The 25,646-nt window shown below is 53.3% G+C and carries 20 protein-coding genes and 1 tRNA gene; 16 read left to right on the forward strand and 5 right to left on the reverse strand.

Features of this window, described 5'->3' with window-relative positions; all coding sequences use genetic code 11:
* Window positions 1-499: 499 nt before the first annotated feature.
* On the reverse strand, window positions 500-2,014 hold the full coding sequence (gene dnaA / locus LQE90_RS03430; RefSeq protein ID WP_216529252.1) for a chromosomal replication initiator protein DnaA: 1,515 nt from the start codon (window positions 2,012-2,014) through the stop codon (window positions 500-502).
* 112 nt (window positions 2,015-2,126) lie between these two features.
* Complete coding sequence (locus tag LQE90_RS03435) at window positions 2,127-3,224, reverse strand: ATP-binding protein (RefSeq protein ID WP_216529251.1); 1,098 nt, start codon at window positions 3,222-3,224, stop codon at window positions 2,127-2,129.
* An 877-nt stretch (window positions 3,225-4,101) separates the two neighbouring features.
* Between LQE90_RS03435 and rpmH the strand changes: the two genes are divergently transcribed.
* From rpmH to LQE90_RS03475, 8 genes are all read left to right on the forward strand, one after another.
* Window positions 4,102-4,236 carry a 50S ribosomal protein L34 gene (rpmH, locus tag LQE90_RS03440; RefSeq protein ID WP_013981168.1) on the forward strand — a complete coding sequence of 45 codons (135 nt, stop codon included), beginning with the start codon at window positions 4,102-4,104 and terminating at the stop codon, window positions 4,234-4,236.
* An 11-nt stretch (window positions 4,237-4,247) separates the two neighbouring features.
* Entirely contained in the window at window positions 4,248-4,574 is a 327-nt protein-coding gene (gene rnpA / locus LQE90_RS03445) for a ribonuclease P protein component (RefSeq protein WP_123191618.1), read from the forward strand.
* Between the two features lie 11 nt (window positions 4,575-4,585).
* Window positions 4,586-4,819 carry a membrane protein insertion efficiency factor YidD gene (yidD, locus tag LQE90_RS03450; RefSeq protein WP_114566361.1) on the forward strand — a complete coding sequence of 78 codons (234 nt, stop codon included), beginning with the start codon at window positions 4,586-4,588 and terminating at the stop codon, window positions 4,817-4,819.
* 47 nt (window positions 4,820-4,866) lie between these two features.
* On the forward strand, window positions 4,867-5,652 hold the full coding sequence (locus tag LQE90_RS03455) for a YidC/Oxa1 family membrane protein insertase (protein ID WP_114566362.1): 786 nt from the start codon (window positions 4,867-4,869) through the stop codon (window positions 5,650-5,652).
* A gap of 59 nt (window positions 5,653-5,711) precedes the next feature.
* Window positions 5,712-6,248 carry a Jag family protein gene (locus tag LQE90_RS03460; RefSeq protein WP_114566363.1) on the forward strand — a complete coding sequence of 179 codons (537 nt, stop codon included), beginning with the start codon at window positions 5,712-5,714 and terminating at the stop codon, window positions 6,246-6,248.
* Between the two features lie 119 nt (window positions 6,249-6,367).
* Window positions 6,368-7,009: a 16S rRNA (guanine(527)-N(7))-methyltransferase RsmG gene (rsmG, locus tag LQE90_RS03465; protein WP_114566364.1), complete on the forward strand. Its 642-nt coding sequence runs from the start codon at window positions 6,368-6,370 to the stop codon at window positions 7,007-7,009.
* 123 nt (window positions 7,010-7,132) lie between these two features.
* Window positions 7,133-8,098 (forward strand): ParA family protein, encoded by a 966-nt coding sequence (locus LQE90_RS03470; RefSeq protein WP_321191394.1) that lies wholly within the window; start codon window positions 7,133-7,135, stop codon window positions 8,096-8,098.
* Entirely contained in the window at window positions 8,091-9,146 is a 1,056-nt protein-coding gene (locus LQE90_RS03475; protein WP_225749669.1) for a ParB/RepB/Spo0J family partition protein, read from the forward strand. The genes LQE90_RS03470 and LQE90_RS03475 overlap by 8 nt, the downstream gene beginning before the upstream one ends.
* Before the next feature lie 96 nt (window positions 9,147-9,242).
* Here LQE90_RS03475 and rlmN read toward each other — a convergent pair whose 3' ends face one another.
* The gene (rlmN, locus tag LQE90_RS03480; RefSeq protein ID WP_500797188.1) at window positions 9,243-10,292 is read right to left on the reverse strand and encodes a dual-specificity RNA methyltransferase RlmN; all 1,050 of its coding nucleotides are present in this window, start codon (window positions 10,290-10,292) and stop codon (window positions 9,243-9,245) included.
* A gap of 110 nt (window positions 10,293-10,402) precedes the next feature.
* Between rlmN and LQE90_RS03485 the strand changes: the two genes are divergently transcribed.
* On the forward strand, window positions 10,403-11,347 hold the full coding sequence (locus LQE90_RS03485; protein WP_114566365.1) for a D-alanine--D-alanine ligase family protein: 945 nt from the start codon (window positions 10,403-10,405) through the stop codon (window positions 11,345-11,347).
* Between the two features lie 66 nt (window positions 11,348-11,413).
* Here the strand turns inward: LQE90_RS03485 and LQE90_RS03490 are convergent, their stop codons facing one another.
* Window positions 11,414-12,109 (reverse strand): hypothetical protein, encoded by a 696-nt coding sequence (locus LQE90_RS03490; RefSeq protein ID WP_231088181.1) that lies wholly within the window; start codon window positions 12,107-12,109, stop codon window positions 11,414-11,416.
* Window positions 12,110-12,172: 63 nt separating this feature from the next.
* Here LQE90_RS03490 and LQE90_RS03495 point away from each other — a divergent pair, with 63 nt between their 5' ends.
* The 7 genes from LQE90_RS03495 (at window position 12,173) to LQE90_RS03525 (ending at window position 25,512) form a co-directional block, all read left to right on the forward strand.
* A complete protein-coding gene (locus LQE90_RS03495) occupies window positions 12,173-15,247 on the forward strand; it encodes a helicase C-terminal domain-containing protein (protein WP_216529333.1) in 3,075 nt (1,024 codons plus the stop codon).
* Between the two features lie 21 nt (window positions 15,248-15,268).
* Window positions 15,269-16,642, forward strand: coding sequence for a hypothetical protein (locus tag LQE90_RS03500; RefSeq protein ID WP_216529250.1), 1,374 nt, complete (start codon window positions 15,269-15,271; stop codon window positions 16,640-16,642).
* Window positions 16,643-16,699: 57 nt separating this feature from the next.
* Window positions 16,700-19,957, forward strand: a complete 3,258-nt coding sequence (locus LQE90_RS03505) for an aminopeptidase (RefSeq protein ID WP_225749671.1) — start codon at window positions 16,700-16,702, stop codon at window positions 19,955-19,957.
* A 147-nt stretch (window positions 19,958-20,104) separates the two neighbouring features.
* Complete coding sequence (locus LQE90_RS03510; protein WP_225749672.1) at window positions 20,105-20,254, forward strand: DUF5679 domain-containing protein; 150 nt, start codon at window positions 20,105-20,107, stop codon at window positions 20,252-20,254.
* 251 nt (window positions 20,255-20,505) lie between these two features.
* Complete coding sequence (locus LQE90_RS03515) at window positions 20,506-21,852, forward strand: citrate/2-methylcitrate synthase (protein ID WP_216529249.1); 1,347 nt, start codon at window positions 20,506-20,508, stop codon at window positions 21,850-21,852.
* Window positions 21,853-22,476: 624 nt separating this feature from the next.
* Window positions 22,477-24,147 carry an FAD-dependent oxidoreductase gene (locus LQE90_RS03520; protein ID WP_231088183.1) on the forward strand — a complete coding sequence of 557 codons (1,671 nt, stop codon included), beginning with the start codon at window positions 22,477-22,479 and terminating at the stop codon, window positions 24,145-24,147.
* A gap of 510 nt (window positions 24,148-24,657) precedes the next feature.
* Window positions 24,658-25,512: a Fic family protein gene (locus tag LQE90_RS03525; protein WP_216529248.1), complete on the forward strand. Its 855-nt coding sequence runs from the start codon at window positions 24,658-24,660 to the stop codon at window positions 25,510-25,512.
* 25 nt (window positions 25,513-25,537) lie between these two features.
* On the opposite strand, the gene LQE90_RS03530 is transcribed toward LQE90_RS03525, so the two are convergent.
* Window positions 25,538-25,625: transfer RNA gene (locus tag LQE90_RS03530), tRNA-Ser, on the reverse strand.
* Between the last annotated feature and the right edge of the window lie 21 nt (window positions 25,626-25,646).

Raw genomic sequence — 25,646 nt, forward strand, 5'->3', positions numbered from 1 at the left:
ACGGATCTGCTCATGTATCAAAAGTATGCTTGCAGGAAGTACGGCAGCGTTGCGTGAACATTCAAAAAGAATGGACGTTTGAAATTGAAGAGATGCGACCAAAGGGATGTCCTACACACGTGGCCGAAACGTGCATGTTTCACGTGAAACATGCACTGAGCGAGCGCACGGGTATAAGTTCTTCGTGACGCTCGCAAAGAATCATGATCTTAGGTTTTGGGTTTTAAGGGGTCTTCCCTAAATATATATAAGGTTTTAATAGTTGTAATAATAAGGGCGGTGGAAAAGTGGATAACTATTAAAATACCAGATCAGAAGCTGAAAATAATACCTTTCTAGATGTTTAGATCCAGTACCCTCCATCAACATGAATTATTGCTTATATTATCTTTCCAGAGGGTTTCGGGGGTTTTCTTCAACTTGTCAGTCATATTTCAGTCATCTTTCCTCCGAACGTTCGTGCGCCCGCCGAATGGATCGGGCGGGCGCACGAACAAGGCTATATTTCCCTGATAATTTGCCGGAGCGTTTCAAGCTCTTCGCGAAGCTCCCGGTTCTCCTTCATTTTCGCCTCGATGTTCGAGACCGAATACATGACGGTCGAATGGTCGCGGTTGAACTTCTTTCCGATGTCGCTGTACGGTATATCGACCATTTCACGGCATAGGTACGTGGCGATCTGTCGTGCGTAGGTGATGTTGCGCGTTCTTTTCTTTCCTACGAGATCGGCGTGGCTCACCTTGTAAAACGTTTCGACTTCCCTTTGGATATCGGCAATGGTCAGGCGTTTCGACGGGCCTCCTGAGAAGTGATTCTCAAGCAGCGCGCGCGCATCGTCGAGCTTCAGGTTCGGTTGGTTGAAAAACGTCATCTGATAGATAACCTTCGTGACGGCGCTTTTCAATTCTCGGATGTTCGAGCTCGAGCTTTCCGCTATGTACATCTGAATGTCTTCGGGAATATTGAAATCTTGAGACCCCTCCGCATCCCGGTATTCCTGAACGAAGCTTTTCACGATGCCCAGTTTCGTCTCGATCTCGGGAGGCTGGATGTCGAACGTCCCGCCCGAATTGAATCGGCTTTTGTAACGCTCGTCGATGTCGATGTTCTTGGGAGCGCGGTCTGCGGAGAGCACGACTTGCTTTCCCTGGCTGGTCAGCTTGTTGAAGATCTGGAACACGATGTCGAGCGTCTGCTTCTTTCCTTGCAGATACTGAACGTCGTCGATCAGCAGCACGTCGGCTTCTTCGTAGCGCGTTTTGAAGTTCTTGTAGCTGGATTTCTGCTTGTCGTGCGCCGCGCTCGCTTCGGTGTATTCCGATAAGAACTCGGCCGAGTCCACGTAAATGGTGGACAGCTGGGGGATGTTCTCGCTGATGTAATTTTGGATCGCGCGCATGAGGTGCGTTTTCCCCAACCCTGATTTTCCATAGATGAACAGGGGATTTAAGTGCGCTTTACCCGGCATTTCCGCAACGGCGACCGCCATGGAGTACGCCATGCGGTTGGAATCGCCTATGACGAAGTTCTCGAACGTGAGCGTGGACGTCGGACCGTCTTGTCCGGTCTCCGCGTTCTCGCCGTCTTCGCTGCCGCTTTCCTCTATTTTTGGGGCGACGTCTTCCACGAGCGGTTCTTCCGGGCGCAACGTCGGTGCGGGCTCCACTGCGGCCGCCGGCGTCGGCATCGGTACAGCGGGTCGTTCCTGGCGCGGCGCGCTGCTCGCCGCAGGCGTCGGCATCTCGTCAGCGGCGGTGATGTCCACTTCTATGATGACGGTGAACGAAACATGGAACAGGTCTTCGAGCGCTTGCTTGATGAACCCGACGTAATGACGCTCGATCCACGTTTTGATGAAGTCGTTATCGGCCGTCAGCATGAGAAAATCCTCGCTCATCGCCTGGGGATGCAGGCGGGAGAAGAAGGCGCTGATCTGTGACGGGTCTATGTTATTGTAGCTTTTGACCTGGTCGCATACTTCTTGCCAGGTTTCTTCGAGTTTTTGGCTGTTCATACGCTGCTTCCTTGGTGGGTTCGCCCCCGCCCGGGGAGCGACGATGGCGTGCTCCCAATGGCCGTCCGCTTCGTGTTCGATTGTATATAAAACGATAGGGTCAGGCAAAGGGTTACAGGGAAATGGCTACCTGGTATCCCAGATCCGTCAGAATGCGCTTCTGCCCCGCGGTTTTCTCTATCAGTCCGGCTTGCTCGAGCTTCGTCAGCGTTACGTACGTGCTCGATTGGGGAACGCCGGTGATGCGCACCAGGTCGGTTACGCCGAGTGCCCCTTCGTTCAGGAATATAGGAAGGAAATCTCGCTCGCGTTGGGACAGGGGCGGCACCAGCGGCGTGACGGAATGGTGCGGATAACCCGCTTGAGGCATGGACGGCACTGCCGCCGTGGGGTACCCGTAGGCGGGCGCTTGCATCGGATATCCTGTCGTACCGTACGGTTGTGCTTGCTGAACAGGGTAAACGGTTCCCGGCATAGCGCTCATCGGGGCCATGTGCTGGATGGGCTGCATAGGTTGAATAGGCTGTGCCGGCACCGTGTAGCCCTGTGCTTGGGGTTGGTACGCCTGCTGTTGGTAGAGGTTTTCCTGATAAGGCTGCACGGCTTGTGCGCCCTGAGCCTGGGGCTGCCTTGCGGGTCCTTCCGCCACGGCGTCAAACAGCTCCTGCACTGCCGACTCGCTCGGCTGCAGGCTGATGGTGACGACGGATCCGGTTCCCAGGTTGTCCTCTATGGTTATGGTTCCGTGGGAGAAGTCCAGGTATTCCTTCACGATGGGAAGCCCCGACCCTACGCCGCGGATGTACTGCTTCATAGACTCGACCGCCGAGGAGAACCCCGGAAGCTGTGCCTTGTCTTTCTGAAATATCCCCGGCCCCTGGTCGGCGAAGCGAATCGTGTTTCCACCGTCCAGGATGGACACGGTCACCTCGGCGAATTGGGCGTGGATGAAGTTTTCCGACACCTCTCGGATCACCGTGTACGGGATGGTTCCTCCGCTGAGCTTCGCTTGTTCGTAAATGCTCGATGCGAGGTTTTCAATGTAATCCGCCGTCGGTGCGGGGTTGATCTCGGTGACGCGCGGCGCGCTCTTGAGATCGTCGTACAAAGCTATGCGCGCGATCGAGTCGACATGTGCATAGTCGTACAACGCCGAGTTTTCATCGGGCGTTTTACCTTGGTGATCTGCTTTTTCAGTCTGGTTGTTCAATTCTGTTCCGTTTTTCAGATCCGATATTCAGCATTTTTCAATGACTTTCAACGGCATTGTATACGTTTTCAACTTTAAAATCTATCCACCTGGGATATTCAATGCGTTTCATTGCGGATATTCCCGTTTTCCAGAAAAGAAAATCGACTATCTACGCGGCCTTTTCAGCGTTTTCCACTTTTTATTCAAAAATTGTGGAAAACTTTGAAGAAAAGAAAGAACCGAGAAGAAACCCATAGTGAAAAACTCTTGGGAAATGTTGATAGAACCGTGGTCGGGCGCGATCGAAGGGCGTCTGTTTAACGCACCATCGGCCATAGCTGAACGGTTTTCCTGAAACAGTGGATTTGTATCACCTACGTCAAAGAACGCCCTCTTCAAAAGCTAGAGCTTTATAAAACACCAGTTCAGAAGCCTAATTATTCAGTTGAAAACAACTAATGCCTGATGAGGGGCTTGTAAAAATAAGCAAATTCATATCTTGACAAAACAGCGAAATTGGAGATTTCCACAATGATGCTCGAATGAAATAAGAGTTTTCAACATTTTCCACAATTTGGTTTCTCGCTTTTGGGGATAAGTCTGTTTAGCGGGGCTCTTTTCACGCTTTCGGAAGCGATTCAACGCTGTTTTCAGCATGAGCATGGCGTTTGACATCGACGAGGGAAACGGGCGTTCTTGTTGGCAGTATGTTGAAACGCGTATTCGGGGGTCTTTTCGATCGAGTCGACGAGTGGTGAGCGTGCAGCGGGTAGGCAGTGCGACCCAGCGCGAAGACTTGAAACGGAGTTGGTTTGTTCTTGTGAGTTTCGCTTGACTACGCCGTAACCTGCGCTATACTTTCGAGGTTGCTCTAAAACCATGAAAGGGAATCAATATGAAGCGCACGTATCAACCTAACACTCGTAAGCGGGCTAAGTGCCACGGTTTCCGTGCTCGTATGTCGACGAAGGGCGGCCGCAAGGTGCTGGCTGCTCGCCGCGCAAAGGGCCGCAAGCGTCTCTGCGTGTAAAGAGAGCGAGATTGGAGACGATAAAGTCCCGCGAGGACATCTCCGATCTGTTCTCTTGCGGCAAGCGTTTGCATACGCCGTACCTTACGCTCATAGTGTTACCCACGAAGCAGCACGGCCTCAATGGTCGTGTTGCTTTTGTTGCGGGTAAAAAGCTAGGGAACGCCGTCTGGCGCAATAGCGCAAAGCGGCGTATGCGCGCAGTCTGTCATGAGCTCGGAGGGCCTTGGAAGGGCTTCGATGTGATATTTCTCGCGAAGTCGGGTATTTGCAGGGGTTCTTATAGTAAAGTGCTAGCAGCATGCGACGAGACGTTGGAACGCGCGGGGATCCGATAAGGTCGATCGATATGAAGGCTTTTGTAAAGCGCTTGCCGTGTACCATTGCGGTGATGCTGATCACCTTCTATAGGGCCGCTATATCGCCCCTGTTTCCTTCTTGCTGTCGTTTTACGCCGACATGTTCCGAGTACGGACTCATAGCGTTTCAACGCTACGGGTTTTGGAAAGGCTTGAAGCTCACGTTCAAACGTGTGCTGCGCTGCCGTCCGGGAGGTCCGCACGGCTACGATCCAGTACCGTAGGATTGTAGAAGCGGCCTTCTTTGGTATAGAGGAAGGAACAACATACAATGTGGGACGTAATCAAGGACTGGGTGTTTAACATCATCCATTTCTTCTACGATTTTTGCGGCGACTGGGGACTCGCCATCATCGTCGTCACGGTGATCTTCCGTGTGCTCATCTCTCCCTTGATGCACAAGCAGACGAAGTCTTCCTATCAGATGCAGAAGGTTCAGCCTCTGATGCAGGAAATCCAGCGTAAGTACGCTGATGATCCTCAGCGTCAGCAGGAGGAGATGCAGAAGCTGTACGCCGAGGCGAAGTTCAACCCGCTGGCCGGCTGTCTGCCGATGCTGCTTCAGATGCCTATCTTCATCGCGCTGTTCCAGGTGTTGAGCGAGATGGGTTCCCGTACGCAAGGCACCACGTATGAGTTCTACAACCTGGTTCCCAGCTTGGTTATGCGTCCTTCCGAGGCGTTTTCCATGGGATTTGGAACGTTTGTTCCCTATCTGATCCTTATGGTCGTGTTCGCTGCCGCCACGTTCTTGCCCATGATTCTCATGCAGATGGGCAACAAGGATAACCCGCAGCGCAAGCAGACCATGATCATGGCGGCCGTCATGAGCGTTTTCATGCTGTGGATCAGCTGGGGCTCTCCTGCCGGCGTGCTCTTGTTCTGGGGCGCTTCGTCGCTCATCGGCATTGCTCAGCAGCAGATTTCCATGCGCATCATGAAGAGGCGCGACGCTGAAGCTGCCGAAACTATCGAGGTTAAGCCTATCGAGGTTGACGTTACCCGTAAGGTGAAGAAGCCGCGCCCGACCAAGAAGGACACCGTCAAGAAAAGGTAGCTCGGCGGTGTTTCACGTGAAACACCCCAGCTTTTCTGTTTCGATAAAAGGAGTCTGTTATGGCTGAAGAGTTGGTTGAAAACGTTGAGGAGTGCATCGATCCCTCTGAGATTGATTCCACCGAGTTGACCGATGAGGAGCTTGATCGTATTGCTGATACTGCGATCGGTGCCCTGCAGGATATCCTCAAGTATTTCGACGTTGGAGAAGTCACTATCGATGAGTACGAGGGTGACGAAGGCGAGCTGATTCTTGATATTACCGGTGACGATCTGGCCGTGCTTATCGGTCGCCACGGTAAGACGCTTGATGCCCTGCAGTTCTTGGTATCGGCGATCACGGTGCGGACGATCGGCTTCCGTTATCCGGTTATCGTAGATGTCGAGGGCTATAAGGGGCGTCAGCGAGAGAAGCTTGAGTCGATTGCTCGTTCTTCAGCGAATCGCGCTGCAAGTCAGCACCGCAGCGTCAAGCTTCGTCCAATGACTCCTTACGAACGCCGAATCGTTCACATTACGCTTCGTGACGACAAGCGCGTTGAGACTGCTTCTGAAGGCGAGGGAAGCGCGCGCCACGTGGTGATTCTTCCTCGATAACGGCACGTTCCTTGTTTTGATCGAAAGCCCGTATCTTCGGATACGGGCTTTTTCATGTTTGAAAGTTTCACGTGAAACATTCCTTTATACTACAGAGGACATCTTATGAAGGAGCATGCATGCACGAAGATCTACTGAAGCGACACCTCGAGCTTGTTATAGAGGCAAATAAAACAACGAATATCACTCGAATTTCAACATGGGACGAAGGTATGCTCCTGCATGTGCAGGATTCTCTCATAGGTCTGCCGGAGTTGAATGATGCTCCCGAGGGTTGGTATGTGGATATAGGATCGGGTGCGGGATATCCGGGGATACCGTTGGCAATAGAAAGCGGGAGAAAGACGCTCCTCGCCGATTCAGTAGGCAAGAAAACCGCTATACTTGACGGTATTATTGCTCAACTTGGCCTTAGCTCGGTAGAAACCTACACGGGGCGAATAGAGGACCTCGCACGAGAGCATCCGGGTGAATTCGCTGTAGTCACCGCTCGTGCATTGTCTCGAGTTTCCGTGCTTATGGAATTCGCGTCGCCTCTTCTGCAAAAAGGCGGCCGCTTAATCTGTTATAAAGCCCGTATGGAAGATGATGAGCTAGACCACGCGCTATCGTTGCAGGAAACGCTAGGTATGACTCTCGTGTCTGATCGAACGCTTGAATTGGAAGATCGGTGTCGTAGGATCATGTGCTTCGAGAAAACGGCGAAGCCAAAGATTAAGCTTCCCCGTAAAACAAGTTTTGCCCAAAAACGTCCTCTCTAAGGGTGTTTCACGTGAAACACTGGCAGAGTAGAGCGGTTGTGGGAATGCTCCGTTTCAAGGGGAGCGCTTTATATAAGATGCAAACAAGGTATACTGTCGTTGCGGTTAAGAAAGGGGGTCCCTGTGGGACTATTCGATAGTCTTAAACGAGACAAAAAGCCAGCCGAGACTGTCAAGCGTGACGAAACCATACTTGTTGAGGATGATTTGTCGATCGATCATATAGAAGTGGTTGAGCGAGAGGTTCCCGCTAAAGTGGAGGAACCTGCTCCGCCGAAGCCTATCAAATCGTTCAAGGATAAGGCTCCGGTGAAGCATGTGGTTGGTCAAACCAAGGTTATGGCCATTATCAACCAAAAAGGCGGCGTCGGTAAATCTACGACGGCGATCAACCTTTCAGCTGCTCTAGGAGAGCTTGGCAAGCAGGTTTTGCTCGTTGATTTGGACCCTCAAGGGAATTCCTCAAGCGGCTTGGGCATCGAGAAGAGCCAGGTGTCCAACTGTATTTACGATGTCCTGCTCAATGATGTGCCTATCGAGAACGTGATCATTCCCGATGTATGCGACGGTCTTGACGTCATTCCAGCTACCATCAACCTTGCTGGCGCTGAAGTCGAGCTTGTCTCCGAGATGGCACGAGAGAACCGTTTGAAAGACTCCGTTGGAAGTCTGCGCGGCAAGTACGACTACGTTTTCATAGATTGTCCGCCTTCCCTTGGGCTTCTTACCGTGAACGCATTAGTAGCTGCGGACAAGCTGCTTATTCCTATCCAGTGTGAGTTCTATGCACTGGAAGGTGTGACAAAACTTCTTGATTCAATGAAACGTGTCAAAACTCGCCTTAATCCTACTTTGGATATCTTCGGCGTGCTTTTGACTATGTACGATGGACGTACCACGCTCTCGCGGCAGGTGGTAAGCGAGGTGCGCGGTTATTTTGGAAAAACTGTCTTTACGACATTGATCCCTCGTACCGTTAAGTTGTCCGAGGCACCAAGCTTCGGGCAGCCTATTACGCAGTACGACCCGTCGGGAAAAGGTGCTCAGTCGTATGTGGAGCTTGCAAAGGAAGTGATTCAGCGTGGCTAAGTCGGCGAAAAGTGGTTTGGGACGAGGTCTGAACTCGCTGCTGGGAGGTGCTTTCGAAGAAGCGGCTCCTATCGAGTCCGCTCCGAAGCGGGTGTTGGTGGAAAATGAGCAAGAGGAAGCCCCCCGTCCTCCTCGTTCGGCACCGAGTGAACCGGCGCGTCCTCTTGACGATGCAAGCGTCAGAATCACCTCTTTTCCTGCTGAAGGCGAATCTATCGTCGAAGAAGGAAGCCAGGTAACCATCAAAAGCGTGGTGCAACGTAATACGGACGAAGTTGCTATCGAGTCCATTAGCCCGAACCCCGATCAGCCTCGTACGAATTTCAAGCGCGAGGAATTGGAGGAGCTTGCTGCTTCCATCGAAAAAGACGGGTTGTTGCAGCCTATCCTGGTAAGGCCGCTCGGCCAGCAAACGTATCAGATCATAGCCGGAGAGCGCCGTTGGCAAGCGTGCAAGCTTGCTGGCTTGAAGAAGGTTCCCATTCGCATCAAGGAAGCTGACGACGATCGTTCTTTAGAGCTTGCACTTGTTGAGAACATCCAGCGTTCCGATTTGAACCCTATCGAGGAAGCGTACGGGTATCGTCGCTTGATGGAGCGCTGCAACTTTACTCAGTCTGAAGTTGCGCAAGCTATGTCGAAGGGTCGCTCGACCGTTGCGAACGCGTTGAGGTTGCTTGAACTTCCTGAAGAAGCGCAGCAGCTTTTGTTCGAGGAGAAGATTACGGCAGGCCATGCTCGTGCGATTCTATCCATTCCGACCAAGGAAGGCCGTCAAAAGCTCACCGATAAGATTATTGCGGATAAGTTGACGGTGCGGGAAGCTGAAGCAATCGCGCGTTTGATGTCGGGTAAGAAGAACGAATCCGCTCAGCCGAAGGCTCCGCTGCCTAAAACTTACAAAACCGTCGCTCGTGCTTTGAAAGATGCTCTGCATACGAATGTAAGGGTTAAGTCGGTCAAAGGGAAGAATAAGATAGAAATCGAATTCAAAGACGAAGAGGATCTTGAAAGATTGTTCGAGGAGCTGCTTTCTAAGCCCTCATAATGATTTAGACGAGTCTGTACTCAAGAAACACCAATATATGACGTTAGAAGGGCTTAGAAGAGCTCTTCTAACGTCATAGTACTTTAAATAGGTTATCTATCCTTGGTTTTTATGATACGTATTTTTTAACTGTCCGCACGCTCCGTCGATATCGGAGCCGCGAGAATCACGCAAGGTAGCTTCGGTGCCGTGCTTCTGAATTTCACGGAGCCAGGTTTCAATGGTTTCCTGATCGCTCGGTTGAAAAACGGAATCGGGAACGGCGTTGATGGGAATCAGGTTGACATGGCAGTGAAGACCGGAGCAGAACTCTTTCAGTTTGGAAAGCTCTGCATTCGAATCGTTCACGCCTTCTATCATGATGTATTCCAACGTCACGCGACGGTTGGTTTTCTCGACGTACGACTGTAGCGCCTGCTTGAGGTTTTTAAGCTTGAAGCGATCGACTTTCGGCATAAGCAAATCGCGGGTGCCTTGTGCGGCGGAGTGAAGCGATACCGCAAGCGTGAACTGCTCGGGCTCCGTGGCGAACTTTTCTATACCGGGAAGTATGCCGCAGGTTGAAATGCTAATGTGGCGCGCGCCAATTCCGACTGCCTTCGGGTCGTTGAGTATGCGCAGCGCGGCAAGCGTATTGTCGTAGTTAAGGAACGGTTCGCCCTGTCCCATGCCCACAGCGTTCGTGACCCGCGTTCCCGTGTCCTTCTGGATCAAGAGTATTTGGTCCACCATTTCACCCGGAAGGAGGTTCCTGGTGAACCCTTCCCTTCCCGTTGCGCAAAAGGCACATGCCATGCCGCACCCAGCTTGTGTCGAGAAGCATACTGTCAAACGATCTCCGCTTCTTGAGGGTATGGCAACCGTTTCGACGCACACGCCGTCTTCGTACGATATAAGGTATTTTCTGGTGCCGTCGCTCGATATTTGACGGTCAACTACCGAAGGAGCATCTATCGAGAACTTTTCAGCAAGAGATGATCTGAACGCTGCAGGGAGATTCGACATTTCATCAAACGACTGCACGTTGTGTGTATAGAGCCATTCGTAGAGTTGCTTTGCGCGGAATGCCGGCTGTCCCAGGTCTTTCACAATCTGAGTAAGACCGTCGAGTGTATAAGCTTTAATTGAAGTATTCATGCCGGTCATTATACATGTTTCACGTGAAACATTGCTCCTCTCGCACCATGGTTTTCGCTCGGTGTTGCTCGTTTTGCTATACTGCTGACGTTCGTATCCATAGGGTGAAAGAAGGACGCATGTCTGAATGCTTCGATCCGCGCGAGTGTCGCGTGGCGTTGCTTGCCGGGGGAAAAAGCGGGGAGCGAGAGATATCGTTGGCTTCTGGAGAAGGGGCTTCCCAAGCTCTGAAAGAAGCGGGATTTAACGTGACCGTCCTTGATCCTGCTGAGAAAGAGGATTTGAAGCGTCTGATCGACGAACCTTTCGATGTTGCATTCCTATGCTTGCACGGAAAACTTGGCGAAGACGGCACGGTGCAGGGCTTCTTGGAAGTGATTGGGCTTCCTTATATTGGCTCAGGGGTGTGGTCAAGCTCCTTGGCCATGGATAAGGCGAAAGCGAAGTTGTACTATCAGCAGCACGATATTCCTACGCCTCCTTCCGTGACGGTTCGCGCAGGCGATTCCGTAGACGCTCGTCAGGTTATCGCTTTTCTTGGGGATCACTGCGTGGTGAAGCCTGGTACGGAAGGCAGCGCGCTCGGTGTGTTCATCGTCGAGGGAGAGCAAGCTATTCTGGATGCGGTGGAAAAGGCGCTCGAGATAGATGATGAGGTCCTTATCGAACGGTACGTCAAAGGCACCGAGCTGACTGTTGCGGTTATCGGAGGGGATGATCTACAGGCTCTTCCGATTATCGAAATCGTTCCGAAAAGCGACTTTTATGATTTTGAATCGAAGTACGCTCCCGGAGGGTCGCAGCATATCTGCCCTGCTCTGCTTTCTGACGAGACGACGAACATGGTGCAGAAGCTAGCTATCGAAGCGCACAAGGCCCTTGGATGCGATGGTGTTTCGCGCTCCGATTTCATTTTGGAAGAAGATGGGTCGTGCTGGATTCTGGAAACCAATACGATTCCTGGCATGACCGGCACCTCGCTTTTGCCGGATGCTGGCAGGGCGGCGGGGATTTCCTTCCCTGACTTGTGCACGAAGTTGGTACAGTACGCGCTTCGCGCCTAAACTTTCAACGGTGGGGTAAAAAATAGGGCGAGGTCACGAACCTCGCCCTATTTTTTCTGCAAGCGTTTACAGTATTCCGCAGGATTTCAATCCGAACAACGCTAAGGCGACGATTGCAAGAAGGAATATCCAGCTTACCGCATAGCACCCCTTGTTTCCCTTGCGCCCTTGCTCGATCAGCTTCTCGCTCATTTTGCGGCGGCTTTTCATAATGACGGTTCCAGGCTTTTTCTCAGGAAGCGGCACGGTGTCTTTCGGTTGCCATGATCCTTCGCTTTCGACAATCTGCTGCACTGCTTGATCGCCGAATGAGACATCGGGGCGAACCCCGTCCGCCAAGCGCGCCGAGATTCCCTGTATGAAGGAACTCATAGGCTGCTCAAGCTCATTCTCGTAGCAAACGAGCGCGACTTGTCCCCAGTAATGGCCTGGATCGGGCGCGTCGGTGAACGCTATGAAAGACAGGATCGCCTTGAGGTTCCACCCGCGAGCAACGAGGATGCTGAGCGTGCGAGAAGTCTCTTCGTCAAGATATCCGATAAGCCCGCCGAAACGGTTCTTCAGCCAGGCAACGTTCTTCTTGTCCCGAACGATGAACTCTAGTTCGAACACATCGCCAACCAGGTTGTCGGCGCCAAGCAGCGCCGCTGCATCCTTCTTGGATTTTGTCTCGAATCGAGCGTATGTTCCGAAATAGCGTTCCGCCTGCATCTTTTCTCCTCTACCATGGTATAGCTCAGGGTGTGTCGGGCGTGTAATCACCGTGTTTTAGGTTTGTGCGATCCTATGATAGATGATAGGCTGATAGCTATGGATAATCAAAGTATGCTCAAGCAGGATACCCTGCAAAGTTTCATAAGCGATGGAACACCCCAGCCCGTGTGCGACCGTTACGCATTGCTCCCTTCGTGGGCGGAATCCCTTGATTTCGGCGAACTTGACCGTAACGTGGTTGTGCTTGATACGGAAACGACGGGGTTCTCGTACAATCACGATGAACTGACCCAAATTGCCGCTGCTCGCTTCGAGCAGGGCGAGATAGTGGATTGGTTCATCACGTTCGTGAATCCGGGTAAGCCTATTCCGGAAGAAGTGGCTCGTCTGACCGATATCCACGATAGCGATGTTGCTGAAGCCCCTTCCCCTGAAGAGGCGCTTGCTGCACTGGTGTCGTTCGTCGGCGATGCAAGCGTGGTTGCTCATAACGTTGATTTCGATCGCACGTTCACGACGCGTCATCCCAGCGGGTATCCGCTTCTGGAGAACACTTGGATCGACTCTCTTGATCTTGCTCGCATAGCTTTACCGCGCTTGAAGTCTCATCGGCTTTTAGATCTTGTGCGAGCTTTCGGCGCACCGCTTTCCACTCATCGCGCCGATGCGGACGTGGCGGCCACCTGCGCGATGTATCGCATCCTTCTTGCTGGCGTGGCGGCTATGCCTCCTGCGCTTGTGAGGGAAATTGCTCAAATGGCAACCCCTGACCAGTGGTCTACGCAGGTTGTGTTCGATCGTATTGCCGATCTTCAATCGAGCTCAGCGTACAGCAAGGTCTTTTCCAGCCTTTGGAACGATGTTTCACGTGAAACATCGTCGAATGCCGCCGTTGAGCCCGATGATGTTTCACGTGAAACATCACCGCTTGATGCAAAGCACCACTTCTCCCTTCGTGCTTTGAGAAGGGATCGACTGGGTAAAAAAGAGCATGCTCCTAAGGTGGATGCAGACGATATAGCCTCCAATCCCCAACGAGAGCTTGTGTTTCCTTCGCAGGAAGCTATCGACCAAGCGTTTTCCGAGCAGGGACTTGTTGGAGCTTTGTACGGCGATTTCGAGCGGCGCAAAGAGCAGCGCATTATGGCTGAAGCCGTGCGCGATGCGTTTGCCAGTTCGGAAAATCTTATTGTCGAAGCGGGTACGGGCGTTGGAAAGTCGATGGCTTATCTGGTGCCGGCTGCGCTTACGGCGCAGGCGAACAACATTACGGTAGGCGTTGCGACGAAAACCAACGCACTGCTTGATCAGCTGGTGTACCATGAGCTTCCTGCGCTCGCCGAAGCGCTTCATACGGTGAATCCCGAGAGGCCGCTGTTGACGTATGCCCCGTTGAAGGGATTCTCTCATTACCCGTGCCTGCGGCGCATAGATCGCATTGTGTCTGATGGCCCTCAGATGAGGCTTGTGAATGGTAAGGAGCAAACTCAGGCTCCGGCGCTCGCGGCTCTTCTTTCTTATGTGGAGCAAACCTCGTACGACGACATGGACGGGTTGAAAATCGATTATCGAGTACTGCCCCGTCGAGCGGTAACCACGACGAGCCATGATTGTCTTCGCCGTAAATGCCCTTACTTCGGAACGTCTTGTTTTGTGCACGGGTCTCGCCGGCGCGCCGAGGCGGCCGATATCGTTGTGACCAATCATAGTCTTCTCTTTTGCGATTTAGTGGCCGATGGCGGGTTGCTTCCCTCTATTCGATACTGGGTGGTGGACGAGGCTCACGGGGCTGAATCGGAAGCGCGCCGAGCTTTTTCGGTTTCTCTGGCTGCTGAGGATATTACGCGTCTTGCTCATCGCGCCGGTGCTGACGAAGCTTCCCGTAACGTGTTCGTTCGAGCCGAGCGCCGCGTGGTGGTTTCCGGAAGCGAAGAAGGAAGCTCCCTGTTCTATGCGTTGACCAGTAAAGCTCGAGCTGCCGGGAAAACGTATGCCGAAGCTGCGCAGGAATTCGCTTCCCACATGAAAGACCTGCTGTTCTTCGATCAGAACAAACGAGGACGAGGGTACGAAACCGTAGAACTCTGGATCAATAACGATATTCGCAACAGCGCTACGTTCGGTCAAGTTACATTGCTGGGGCGGGCTATGTCGGATGCTGCGGAAAAGCTGGTGGCCGCATGCCAAAATCTGGTTGCGTATCTGGAAGAGGTTGACGGGGCGGCTGAAATTCAGCGCGAGATCGCATCGATGGCTATCGAGCTGAAAGAACAGATCGATTCCGTTGACATCATATTGACTAAAGCGCCCGAATCCTGCGCATACTCCGCAACAATCAATCGCAAGAAAGACCGCGTTGCCGAAAAGCTTGAAGCGCTGATGGTCAACATGGGCGCGATTATGAACGAGACCTTGTTCGCGAAAACCCACTCAGTGGTGTTTGCTTCGGCCACGCTGTCGGTTGATGGAAAATTCACTGCGTTTGAGAACTCGCTCGGGCTGAACGAAACCGAATTCTCGCAATCCAGGACTTGCAAGCTTGATTCGAGCTACGACTACGACGGCCATATGACAGTGTACGTTGTTGACGATATGCCCGAACCGAGCGACGCAGCCTACCTTTCTTCGTTGCAGCGCCTTCTGGTGGACGTTCATCGTGCGCAGCAGGGGTCTATGCTGACGCTGTTCACGAATCGTCGCGAAATGGAGAAGTGCTTCGACGAAGTTAGTCCGCAGCTTAAAGAAGACGATCTCCGTGTTGTCTGCCAGAAATGGGGCGTGTCGGTAAAGGGACTTCGCGATGATTTCCTTGCCGACGAACATCTATCGCTGTTCGCTCTCAAGAGCTTTTGGGAAGGGTTCGATGCTCCCGGGGCTACGTTGAAGGGCGTGATTATTCCTAAGCTGCCGTTCTCCAAACCTACTGACCCCTTATCGTGCGAGCGCGCGGCGCGCGACGATCAGGCATGGCGCCGTTACGTGCTTCCCGCTGCTGTCCTTGAAACGAAGCAAGCGGCAGGAAGGCTTATTCGCAAGGCCGAGGACGAAGGCGTGCTTATTCTTGCTGATAAGCGATTGCTTACCAAGAGCTATGGCAAGGCTTTTTTGAATTCTCTACCAAGCCGAACTATCAAAATCATGTCCGCGCGCGAGATAGCGGACGATGTGCGGCGCGGTCGTGCGTGATCTAAGCTGCGACGGGGTTGTATGGCCAGGAGAGACGACAAGCTAACGCGAGCTGCACATATTAAGAGGCATACGAAGGGCACGTCGAACGAGATTTCGTTCAGCGTGCTCGATGCCGCTCGAGAGGCTCTTGACGGTGGCCGCGCAGAGAAGGAAAAGCGCGGCCCGTTCGGTCATGTGTCCTTGTTTACGCTGCCCGCGCGCAGAAAAAAACCCTCAGGAACCCCCACTAAGGAAAAAGGACTCCCTCTTTCGACTGGTGACTTCGTATCGGTGGACGACAAAGAGGTTTTTTCGCGCTTCGATGCGTTTGATTTTGCAGCTCCAGCGATGGGGGGCGCTCAGTCTGCATCCTCGGACAAGACAAGACGTTCAAGGTTGTCTTCGTCGGCCTCCTCTGCACCGAGGAAAGCATCGAGCCCTTCTAAACCCGTTCGGTCTCCTGAAGAGGAAATAGCCCTGCGCAAAGCCCGCCGCAAATTGAGCAAAGTGGTGGCTGCTGTTGTCATATCGCTTACGATGGTGGTATTGCTGTCGCTTGGCGGGATGTATCTGTACAACGATCTTAAGAGCCATCAGAGCAATGTCGCGCAATTAGACGAGGCGCTTGATTTGGTGAATCAGGCTGACGAAGTGATCGTGGAACTCGATGATGTGGTCTCGCATCCTTTTGACGAGGGAATGGCGCAACGGCGCAAAGACGTGTACTCGCAGCTTGAAGCCGCGTCCCTTCAATTGAATCAGGCTGACGAAAAGGCCCGCGCTTCATCGCTTAATCTGAACGAATCGCGCGATAAGGAAGCGGCTAATCAGACTGTGGCCGCTATTGCTGCTCGTCGGTCGCTTATTGAATCGGGTACGGAGCTGCTTGAAGAGTCTTCCAGGGCTGAAACTGCCGCTATCAATCTTCAAAATGTTTGGAACGAGGTTCTGAAGGCCGATAGCCTCGCACGCGACGCGGCTAAACTGGTGAAAAATACGACAGCTGAGAATGTTCAGGCTTCGAAAGATAAGACCAACGAGGCTCTTGCTGCGTTCAATGACGCCTATAGCGCTCTTTCCGAGGTGCAACGTGCCTACGATGAAGCCGATATGAGCGCATTGCTCTCTTATGTGGAAAAAAGAATAGAGTCCCTTGGCTATGCGATAGCTTCGGATGACGCGTTTTTAGCTAAGAACAAAGAAGAGGCGTCTGCTCAGAACGAGGCGTACAACGTTGCCGATGCAGAGGCGGTCGCTCTTGCGAAGGCTATTCCCGAAAAACCCGAAACGCTTGTGTACGAAGCATACGAACAGGTCGTGTCCAGCATGGAGGAGTCGTACTCAACAGCTCGTTTACAAGCGGGGACGGCCGATGCTTTTATTCGCGATTATTTGGGCGCGGAAAGCAAATAGCGTATACTTGCGTTATATGTGCCTTGTAGAAACACCAGGGAACGAAAGGCAAAGCTAATGCCGGAAATAGTAGATCACGTTGCGTATCTGTCCCAGGAAATCGGCCCGCGTCCAGCGGGAACCGAAGAGGAGCAGCAGGCGGCGCTGTACATAACCGAGCAAATGCAGAAAGAAGCTGGCCTTTCCGCAGTGATCGAGGATTTTAACGGCTCTCCGGATGCCGATATTCCCCGCATGATTTGCTGTGGTTGCTCGCTGGTCATCACGGTCGCGGCTTTGTTCGTGCCTGTTCTGGGAATCGCCTCGGTGGTTGTTACATTGATAGCAGCGCTTTTGTTTGCAGCGGAGGCGTTCGATCGACCGGTTCTGTCTAAGGTTTTGGCGCGAGGCGTCAGTCAAAACGTGGTGGCGAAGTACGATCCGGGCTATTCTGCTGAAGCAGGCGGATCTCGTCGGCGTAAAGTCGTCCTGGTGGCTCGTTATGATAGCGGCAAGGTGCGTGCCGAGCTGAACGGTCCGCTTGCGCAGGCGCTTCCTGCCATTCAATGGACGACGTTTGGGGCTATGGCCTTGCTGCCCGTTGTTTTACTGCTGCGCAACGTGGTGTTCTTGAACGACGGTGGAATGGTTTCCACGGTTCTTAATGTGATTGTCGTCATCCTGCTGGTTCTTGCCTGCATTCCTTTGGTGACCGGCGCTTTTCATAAATTCGCCGCTTACAACGAGGGCGCGAACAGCAACGCTGCGGGTACGGCCGTACTGCTTGAAGTGGCGCGCCGCGTGGGTCGCGGCCGCGTAAGTGAAGCTGAACTGGCCGAACGTGGAGAAGCTGCCATTCATGGCGAAGATGCGGCCCGGGCTGCTGGATTGGTTCCCGAGGGAGTCGAGCTGGTATACGAGGCCGAGAACTTGAAGCCGCCCGCGATGGCTCCCCAGACGCCCGAAGCTCGTTTGGCGGCTGCAAAAGCGGCCGTTGCGGCTTTGACCGGAAAACCTGTAGCGGGTGCTGCTGCCGCTGACATAGCGCAGAATCTCGTCCAGATCAAAGAGCCTCCCCTGCCTCGTCCTTCCGATGAAGATTATCACGAGGTGCGCGGAGAGGTTTTGGAAGCGTTTTCCACTATTCCCCCCGATACCATGCAGGAAGCGCTCGCTAAGGCTGAAGCCGCTGCCCAGGATGTTGAGGGAATCGTTGCAGCCGGCGATGCTGCCCTGAACGTGGTTTCGTCGGTCGAGCCTACCCCGTACTCCACCGCATCGACGGGTGGAGTTCCCGATTGGTTCAGGAAGGCGCAGGAAAAGGCGAAGAAGCCCCGCACCGTTGAAAAGCCCGTGCAGCGTTCTCGTTATGCGAGCGCGCTCGATGCGGCCGTAAGCGAAAGCGCTGGTCATTTTGCCGAGGCGAACATGGCTGTTGAGCGCCGCTTCGAGCAGCAGATGGACGCGAACCGCGATGGCATTCGCGAGATAAAGGCCCCTCAGTGGAACGTTTCCCCCGACCATGCCGAAGCTCCTGGCAATGCTTCCAAGGACGGAGAAGCGGTCGACGGCGCTGCTTCTGCTGCCGAATATGGCGCTGAGAACGTGCATTCGTCGGACCCCTTCGACGGATCTGCGCCTTCCGCTCCGCAGGATGCGGAAAACGATCCGCTGTCCACCACCGCGATGGCTCCTATCGATGTAAGCGGCCTTCGACCGGGTGATCTACCTTCCATGCCGGAACTATCCATGCCGTCGTTTTTGGATCCTCGCAAGGTTCAGGAAGAGGCTTTGGCAACGCGTCAAGACGAGCACCGTACGGATAACCGCGTAAACGTGACCGACGGCGTTTCTGAAGAGGATGAAGCGGTGTTCGGGCTTGCTCAGGATACCCCGCTCGACGAGGCGGCGCGTAAGCCCATCGTGCTGCCCGATATCGGCGTTTCTGCGGCGAAGCCGGCTCCTATCACCGAGCTGCCGAAACAGCGTGCTCCTTTAGCGGACGTTGAAAGCGCTGGTAAAACTGCTGCGAAGAGCCTGCTTACCATGCTTCCTTCCATCAGTTTGGGATCTTCCGACGAAAACGACGGATCGGGATCGACGTCTGCCGAAGGTTCCCCATCCGAAAAAGGCGCTTCCCTTCGCTCTATGCTTCCGTCTTTGTCGGGGGCTATTGCACGCACAAATGCGCCCGAGGCGAAAAGCTCTAACGTAAATGCCGCTGGGTCGTTCGCGCCTGCTGGAGCTACCGGCGCCTTCGCTCCTGTTGGCGATGAACTGCTCGACAACGTGGATCCCGACGACATCTACGTCGACGATGCTGATGACTCGGCGTACGATGCTAACTTTACCGAAACGGGCGCTTTTGCCGGACCTGGGTACGTGGAAATGCCGAAATCGCGCGTCCGTCGCTTGCTCGATCGTTTCCGTCGCAAAGATAAGGAAGAGGCGCCGAGCGCTCAGGAGTGGTTGAACGTAGACGACACGTTCGATGCGCGCACCGTGGGAGCCGAGCGTGGCGGATGGGAGAGCTTCCGCGAGGAAGATGAGTCCGCGGGCGGCGTTGATCCTTCTGCAACTACGCGTATGGATGCGTACGAGGGCGATTATCTTGATGAGTCGTTCGATACGTTCGACGAGAACGCTTTTGTTGGCCAAGGTGATAGCTTTGAAGCCGATGGGTTCTACGACGAGGAGCTTGATGTCGAGGATGACGAATTCGACGGCTATAAAGGCAACGCCTCTCGCCCTTGGAACGGCGGCGCGTTCTCGGCCCGTCGCGTAGAGAACGCGGATTTCGATTCTGAGAGCCTTGCGGAAGAATCGGCACAAGCTGCTGCGTCTGAAATCGAGATTTCGGACGAACTTCAGCAGATATACCAGTTCCGCAACCCTGATATCAATACGGAAGTATGGTTCGTCTCGCTGGGATCCGAGCTTACTCAAAACAGCGGTATGAAGGCTTTCTTGGCAGAGCACCAGCAGGATTTGCGCGGTGCGATCATCATCGATCTCGAAGCTCTGGGTGCAGGCGATTTGAGCATGATTGAACAGGAAGGCCAGTTCAAGACGGTAAAAACTTCTTCTCGTATGAAACGGTACGTAAAGAAAGCTTCTCAAGCAACCGGAGTCAGCGTGTCGGGCGGGCGTATTCTGTGGCAGGACAGCGCTGCTTCGTTCGCTATCAAGCACGGCCATCAGGCAATGCACCTGGTGGGCATGGCGGGGTCCAAGCCTGCTTACTTCGCCCAAAGCGACGACGTTTTGGAAAACATCGATGAAGAAACGCTGTCGTCGAATGCAGACTTTGTTATGGAGTTGTTGAAGAATATATAGTCACCTGCGGATATACTCTTCAAGCATGTTCCAGGTGACCTATAATGGGCAATTGCGCATCTTGGGATGCAAGTTTACAACCTTGATTTAAGAGACGGGCTGCTTTGCGGTTCGTGAGAGTACAGGACAGAGAGGTGTTTTTCAGCCATGGCTATTGAGGCATATTGCGTGAAGTGCAAGGCAAAGAAAATCATGAAGGATCCCGTTGAGAGCATGACGAAGAACGGTAAGCCCATCACGAAGGGCAAGTGCCCGGATTGCGGCACCACGATCTGCCGTATCGGTGCTGCGAAATAGCCACCATCTCTTTTAAGAGTATTGAATGCCCGTCGTAGGACGGGCATTTTTATATATACCGAAGGTCTCGTATAATACTCTTTCACCATGGTTTTCACCGATAACTCCCTTTGGCTCGTTGTGCGGAAGGTTGTTGCGCTTTATCATGGTAAAGACTTCATTCTCCACTCTAAAGGTACGCAAGGCCGTCGTTTCAGATTGGCCGTATCCGCTTTATCGAAAAGCCGTTGCTGCGGCAGGAAGGATGCGCTATGGGAGACGAGAAAAAAATCGCGCTGTACGAAAGCTTCAAAACCATTAACTCGATTGATGTCGATAATTACGATCTATACGACGTTAAGCGCGGTTTGCGCAATGCTGATGGCACGGGTGTCGTAGCGGGATTGACCAATATTGCGAACGTTCATGGCTACGTGATTTCGGATAATGAGAAAATAGCCGATGACGGCATGCTCCGATATCGCGGCTACGATATCTACGACCTGCTTGATACCGATGCTATCGATCGTCGCTTCAACTACGAAGAAGTTGCTTACCTTCTTCTAATGGGAGAACTTCCTACGCAGGACCAGCTGGATCGTTTCGTTTCCGTTCTGGATGCTGAGCGCGAGCTTCCTGATGGGTTTACCGCGTCGATGATCATGCGCGATACTCCCCCCGATATCATGAACGTTCTTGCGCGCACTATTCTGCTGCTGTATGCGTACGACCCCGAAGCTGAAGATCGCAGCGCTCATCACGAGGTTCATGCGGCTATTTCTCTCATATCGCGCCTGCCTCGTATTATGGTCCTTACGTATTACGCCAAGCGTGCGCGTTACAACAACGAATCGATGATTATGCATCGGTTCCTGCCGGGGCAATCTACTGCAGAGACCATCTTATCTATGCTTCGCCCAGACCGTGCTTTCACGCCCGAAGAAGCGCGAATGCTCGATATTATGCTGTGCCTGCACGCCGAACACGGCGGCGGCAACAATTCCACGTTCACGACGCGCGTTTTAACTTCGGCGGATACTGACGCGTATTCCACGTATGCGGGCGCAATTGGATCGTTGAAAGGCCGTAAGCACGGCGGTGCGAACCATCAGGTGCTGGCTATGCAGAAGGAAATCAAAGACCATGTTTCCGATTGGTCTGATGAGGGCCAGGTTGCAGATTACCTGGCGAAGATCGTCAATAAGGAAGCATACGATAAGACGGGGCTGGTATACGGCATGGGCCATGCCGTATACACGAAGTCGGATCCGCGTGCCGTGATCTGCAAGAAGTTTGCGGAGAAGCTTGCTCGAGGAACGGAATACGAGGCGGAATTCCAGCTGCTTGAGAATATCGAACGTCTTGCTCCTGAGGTTATCTTGAAGGAAAAGGGTACGCGCAAGGATATGTGCGCCAACGTCGATATGTACTCAGGCTTCGTGTATTCGATGATGGGCATTCCTGAAGATCTGTTTACTCCCCTGTTCGCTTGTGCTCGCATGTCGGGATGGGCTGCGCATCGTTTCGAGGAAATCGTTTCGGGCAAGCGCATTATTCGTCCGGCTTACAAGTCTGTACGCAAGGGAAAGCGCGACTACGTTCCCATGACGGATCGTTAAAGATTGCAGCACTACTCAGGAAAAGCCGATGTTTCACGTGAAACATCGGCTTTTCTTTTTTGGAACGTATCGCTACTTGTTTTACGAGGATAGGCGATAGATTGGTTTTCATGCGCTGTGCCGTTCGTGTCTGAACGTCTTGAGGTTAAGATGTTTCACGTGAAACATCTTAAAAGATCGGGCATTGACGAAGGCGATTGGTTGCAATCGAGGTACTTTTTTCTGTGCAGGTGTGCAGGTGTGCAGGTGTGCAGGTGTGCAGGTGTGCAGGTGTGCAGTCGCTTCGCGTCAAACAGATAAAGGGCCAGTTCGCGATTTACCGTGATACTAAACCCTGCTACTCTTAAATATTATTAAATAAATTATAAATAAAAATACGAAAGCATACGTTCTGGAACAAACGCTTTTTCAGTCCCGTTTCCCCCGTAGCGAAAATCGTCACCGTGTGGCATTGCTTTTCATAATACGTATTTGATCAGGTAAAACAAGAATATCAAGCTAACGATTATTGCCATCTTGACGCTTTTGGAATCGGTTTCGTACACTGGCGCAACCGGTAAGGGGAATCTGCAGATCCTTCGCAATCGAACATGTGAAACAGTCGTGCTTTGGAAAGGATCGGCCATGGAGGGCATGAAACGTACCGTAGAGGCAAGCGCTGCAAAGCAATTTACTCGTCGCGAGGCGTTGTTCGCTGGCGGCGTCGTGACAGTCGGCGCGTTGGCGAGCAGCTTGCTTGGGGGTTGTTCAGGCGCGGCGTCATCGTCGTCCGCAGAATCATGGGATAAGGAAGCGGACTTGGTAGTCGTAGGCGCTGGGACAGGATTGTACACTGCGCTTCGAGCACGTGAAGAAGGACTGAGCGTTATCGTGCTGGAAAAGGGTGCGAAGCCCGGTGGCTCTACCCTGTACTCGTCCTCGGTGGTTTGGGCTCCTGCGAACAAGCTTATGGAGCAGAACGGTGACAAGGACTCGAAAGCGGACGCACTCGCGTACCTTGCAGCAGGATCGGGCGAAACGTACCTTCCTGATCATGCTGAAGCTTTCGTAGACAATGTGAACATCGCTCTAGACAACGTGACGCGCCTAGCAGGCGTCGAATGGGTGTATTGGGCACCCGGTATCGACTACCGCTCTGATCTGCCGGGAGGAAGGACCATAGGGCGCTCTCTCTGCCCCAAGGTAGAAAAAGATCAGGCAATCGCCGGAGTTCTGGGCGGCGCCCTTGTATCGAGCGCGGAAAAAGCAGGCGTTGAAATCATGGCGAAAACTCCGGCAACCCAGCTTGTCACGCGCGTTTCTGACGATGGTTCCACCGAAGTGCTTGGCGTGGTCGCAAAGGACGGCAAGAGCGAAATGAAAATTCGCGCCAAACGGGCGGTCGTCATGTCGTCGGGAGGGTTCGATTGGAACGAATCGATGATGAAAACCTATCTGCGCGTCCCCGCGTTGTATAGTTGGGGCACGCCGGACGGTACCGGCGACGGACAGCGAATGGCTATGAAGGCGGGCTGCGATCTTAGCTTCATGAACGAAGCTTGGCTTTCGCCCGGGTACAAGGTCGAGTACGAAGAAGCTCGGGCTATGGGAGCGAGCAAGCTTTCAACGGCTATTCGCGACGATTGCAAGCGCGGGGTGATCTACGTCAACAAGCACGGAAAGCGATTCACGAACGAATGCTCCAACTACGATTCCGTAGGCAGGTCGTTCTGCGCTTTGGAGAACGGGGTTGAGCCTCGCGGTTGGCAGAACCTTCCCGCGTTCGCGATAGCCGACCAGGCTGCGGTTGACACGTATGGGCTGAACGGCGGAAAGCCCGGTCAGCCGGGGGCGGCGTTCAAGCAGTACGGCTCCATCGAAGAACTTGCCCAGGCATGCGGCATCGATGCTGCGGGTCTTGCCGAGGAGCTTGCCCGATACAACGACCATGCGCGGAACGGTTCGGATCCTGATTTCGGTCGCGGGCAAGACTACTATGGACAGCACTACGTGGGTGGCGACTCGAACTACGAAGGAGCGGCTCGCACGCTTGCTCCACTGGAAACCGGTCCTTTCTGGGCGGCTGAAGTGGTTCCCGTTGTGCTTGGAACCATGGGCGGGATGAAAATCGCCGCAAACGCTCGGGTTTTGGATACGGACGGTAACGAGGTTAAACGTTTGTTTGCTCATGGCAACTGTGCGGGGGTTGGCTGTGGAGGGGCATTTTATGCAGGAGGCGGCGGCACGTTGGGCCCCTCTCTGGCGTTCGGTGAAATCGCCGCGGCCCAGCTTTCTTCGCTCGAAGCCTGGTCGTAAAAGTTACTGCATGCCATGGGAGGTGCAGCCCTCCCATGGCATGAGGGAGCGGAGGGGTCTGTGTCTTTGGGGTTTTTAAGCAGTCCGGAGTTTCAGCTTCTGCTTTCGGCAACGGCGCGCCGCCCCATGCTGAAAAGCGAGCTTGATCGCCGGTTTGTACCGGACGGTTATACAGCGGACGAAATATGGGAAGCGTTGACGGCCATCCGACGTGGCCAGGCGTTTTACGGGCCGATCGTCGAATTCACTCCCGAGGGAGTTCGTAAGAACTGGCATACGGTTCCAGCGACGTTGCAGTATTCGTTACGCCAGATAGCTCGTAAAACGCAACGGGGATCGTTTCTTGATCTTCTTATATCGGAGCGCGCCGGGTGTCGCTTTGTGACGCAGTATTACATAGAGGAAGCCGTTGCGAACTTAAAGCACGATGGATTTGAAACGGACTACGAAAGCGTTCGCGCGGCAATATTCGGCGAGCGTGCATGCATGACTTTCGCGGAGCAGCTTGCGGTGAACTTTCATTCTATTATGAGGGATTTGCCTGCGTACGAAGAGCTCCCCTTCGACGAATCGGTCATTATGCGTTTGTACCAGGACCTTACCGAAGGGCTTTCGGATGAGGATCTTCCTGCTCCGGGTACGGTGTCCTTGTTGGATCAGCATGCTGTTTCGGCTCGAGACAACGGCGTGCTGGATATCATCGTTGCCACCGGAAACGACTTGAACACCGAGCCGGTTCAAGATCCCATTATGGTGTCGATGCTGGTGAACTGCCATTTCTGGAGGCTTTCACCGCTTCCGTCGTGCAATAACCTCATGGGGTGCATAGCCAGCCGGTTCTATCTGCTTAAAAAAGGGCTTCCTGCGTTTCGCTTCCTTCCGAAAACGAAGATTCTGGAAGATTGGAGCATGGGAAGCAGTTTTTCAGGAAGCGCTCGCTACTCTTTGAGAGAGTCGATCGTGGCGGACGGGGCTGCTACGGATTGGACGGCGTACTACGATTCGTTTATGTCCATCATGTTGCACATGCTTCAGCTTATGGAGGAATCCCTTGCAAACCTCAAGGAGTCAGATGATTTGATCCTTGCGCGCATTGCGGCTTCGGATGGATTCAATCATCGACAGAAAACCCTGTTGAAACGCGCGGTTCTTGCACCCGAGACGGAATTCGCCATATCGGAACATCGCGCTGCGCATGGAATCGCATACTCGACAGCACGAACCGATTTCGAAGATTTGGTTGCTCGGGGGCTGCTTGTTCGAACTACGAGGGCTACGGCGAACGTGTACTTGAGCGCACCCGACTTGCGGGTATCGTTCGCTCGGCTGATCGAGCGATCCGCATCGGAAAAAGCTGCGTTGTGATTTGGGCAATCAGCAAGAATAGCAATGGCGGAGGCGGTAGGATTTGAACCCACGAACGCGTGAACGTTAACAGTTTTCAAGACTGCCGCCTTCAACCACTCGGCCACGCCTCCGCATTTTCGGTCCTGGGGCTT

It is taken from the genome of Paraeggerthella hominis (assembly GCF_021044775.1).
Lineage (GTDB): Bacteria > Actinomycetota > Coriobacteriia > Coriobacteriales > Eggerthellaceae > Paraeggerthella > Paraeggerthella hominis.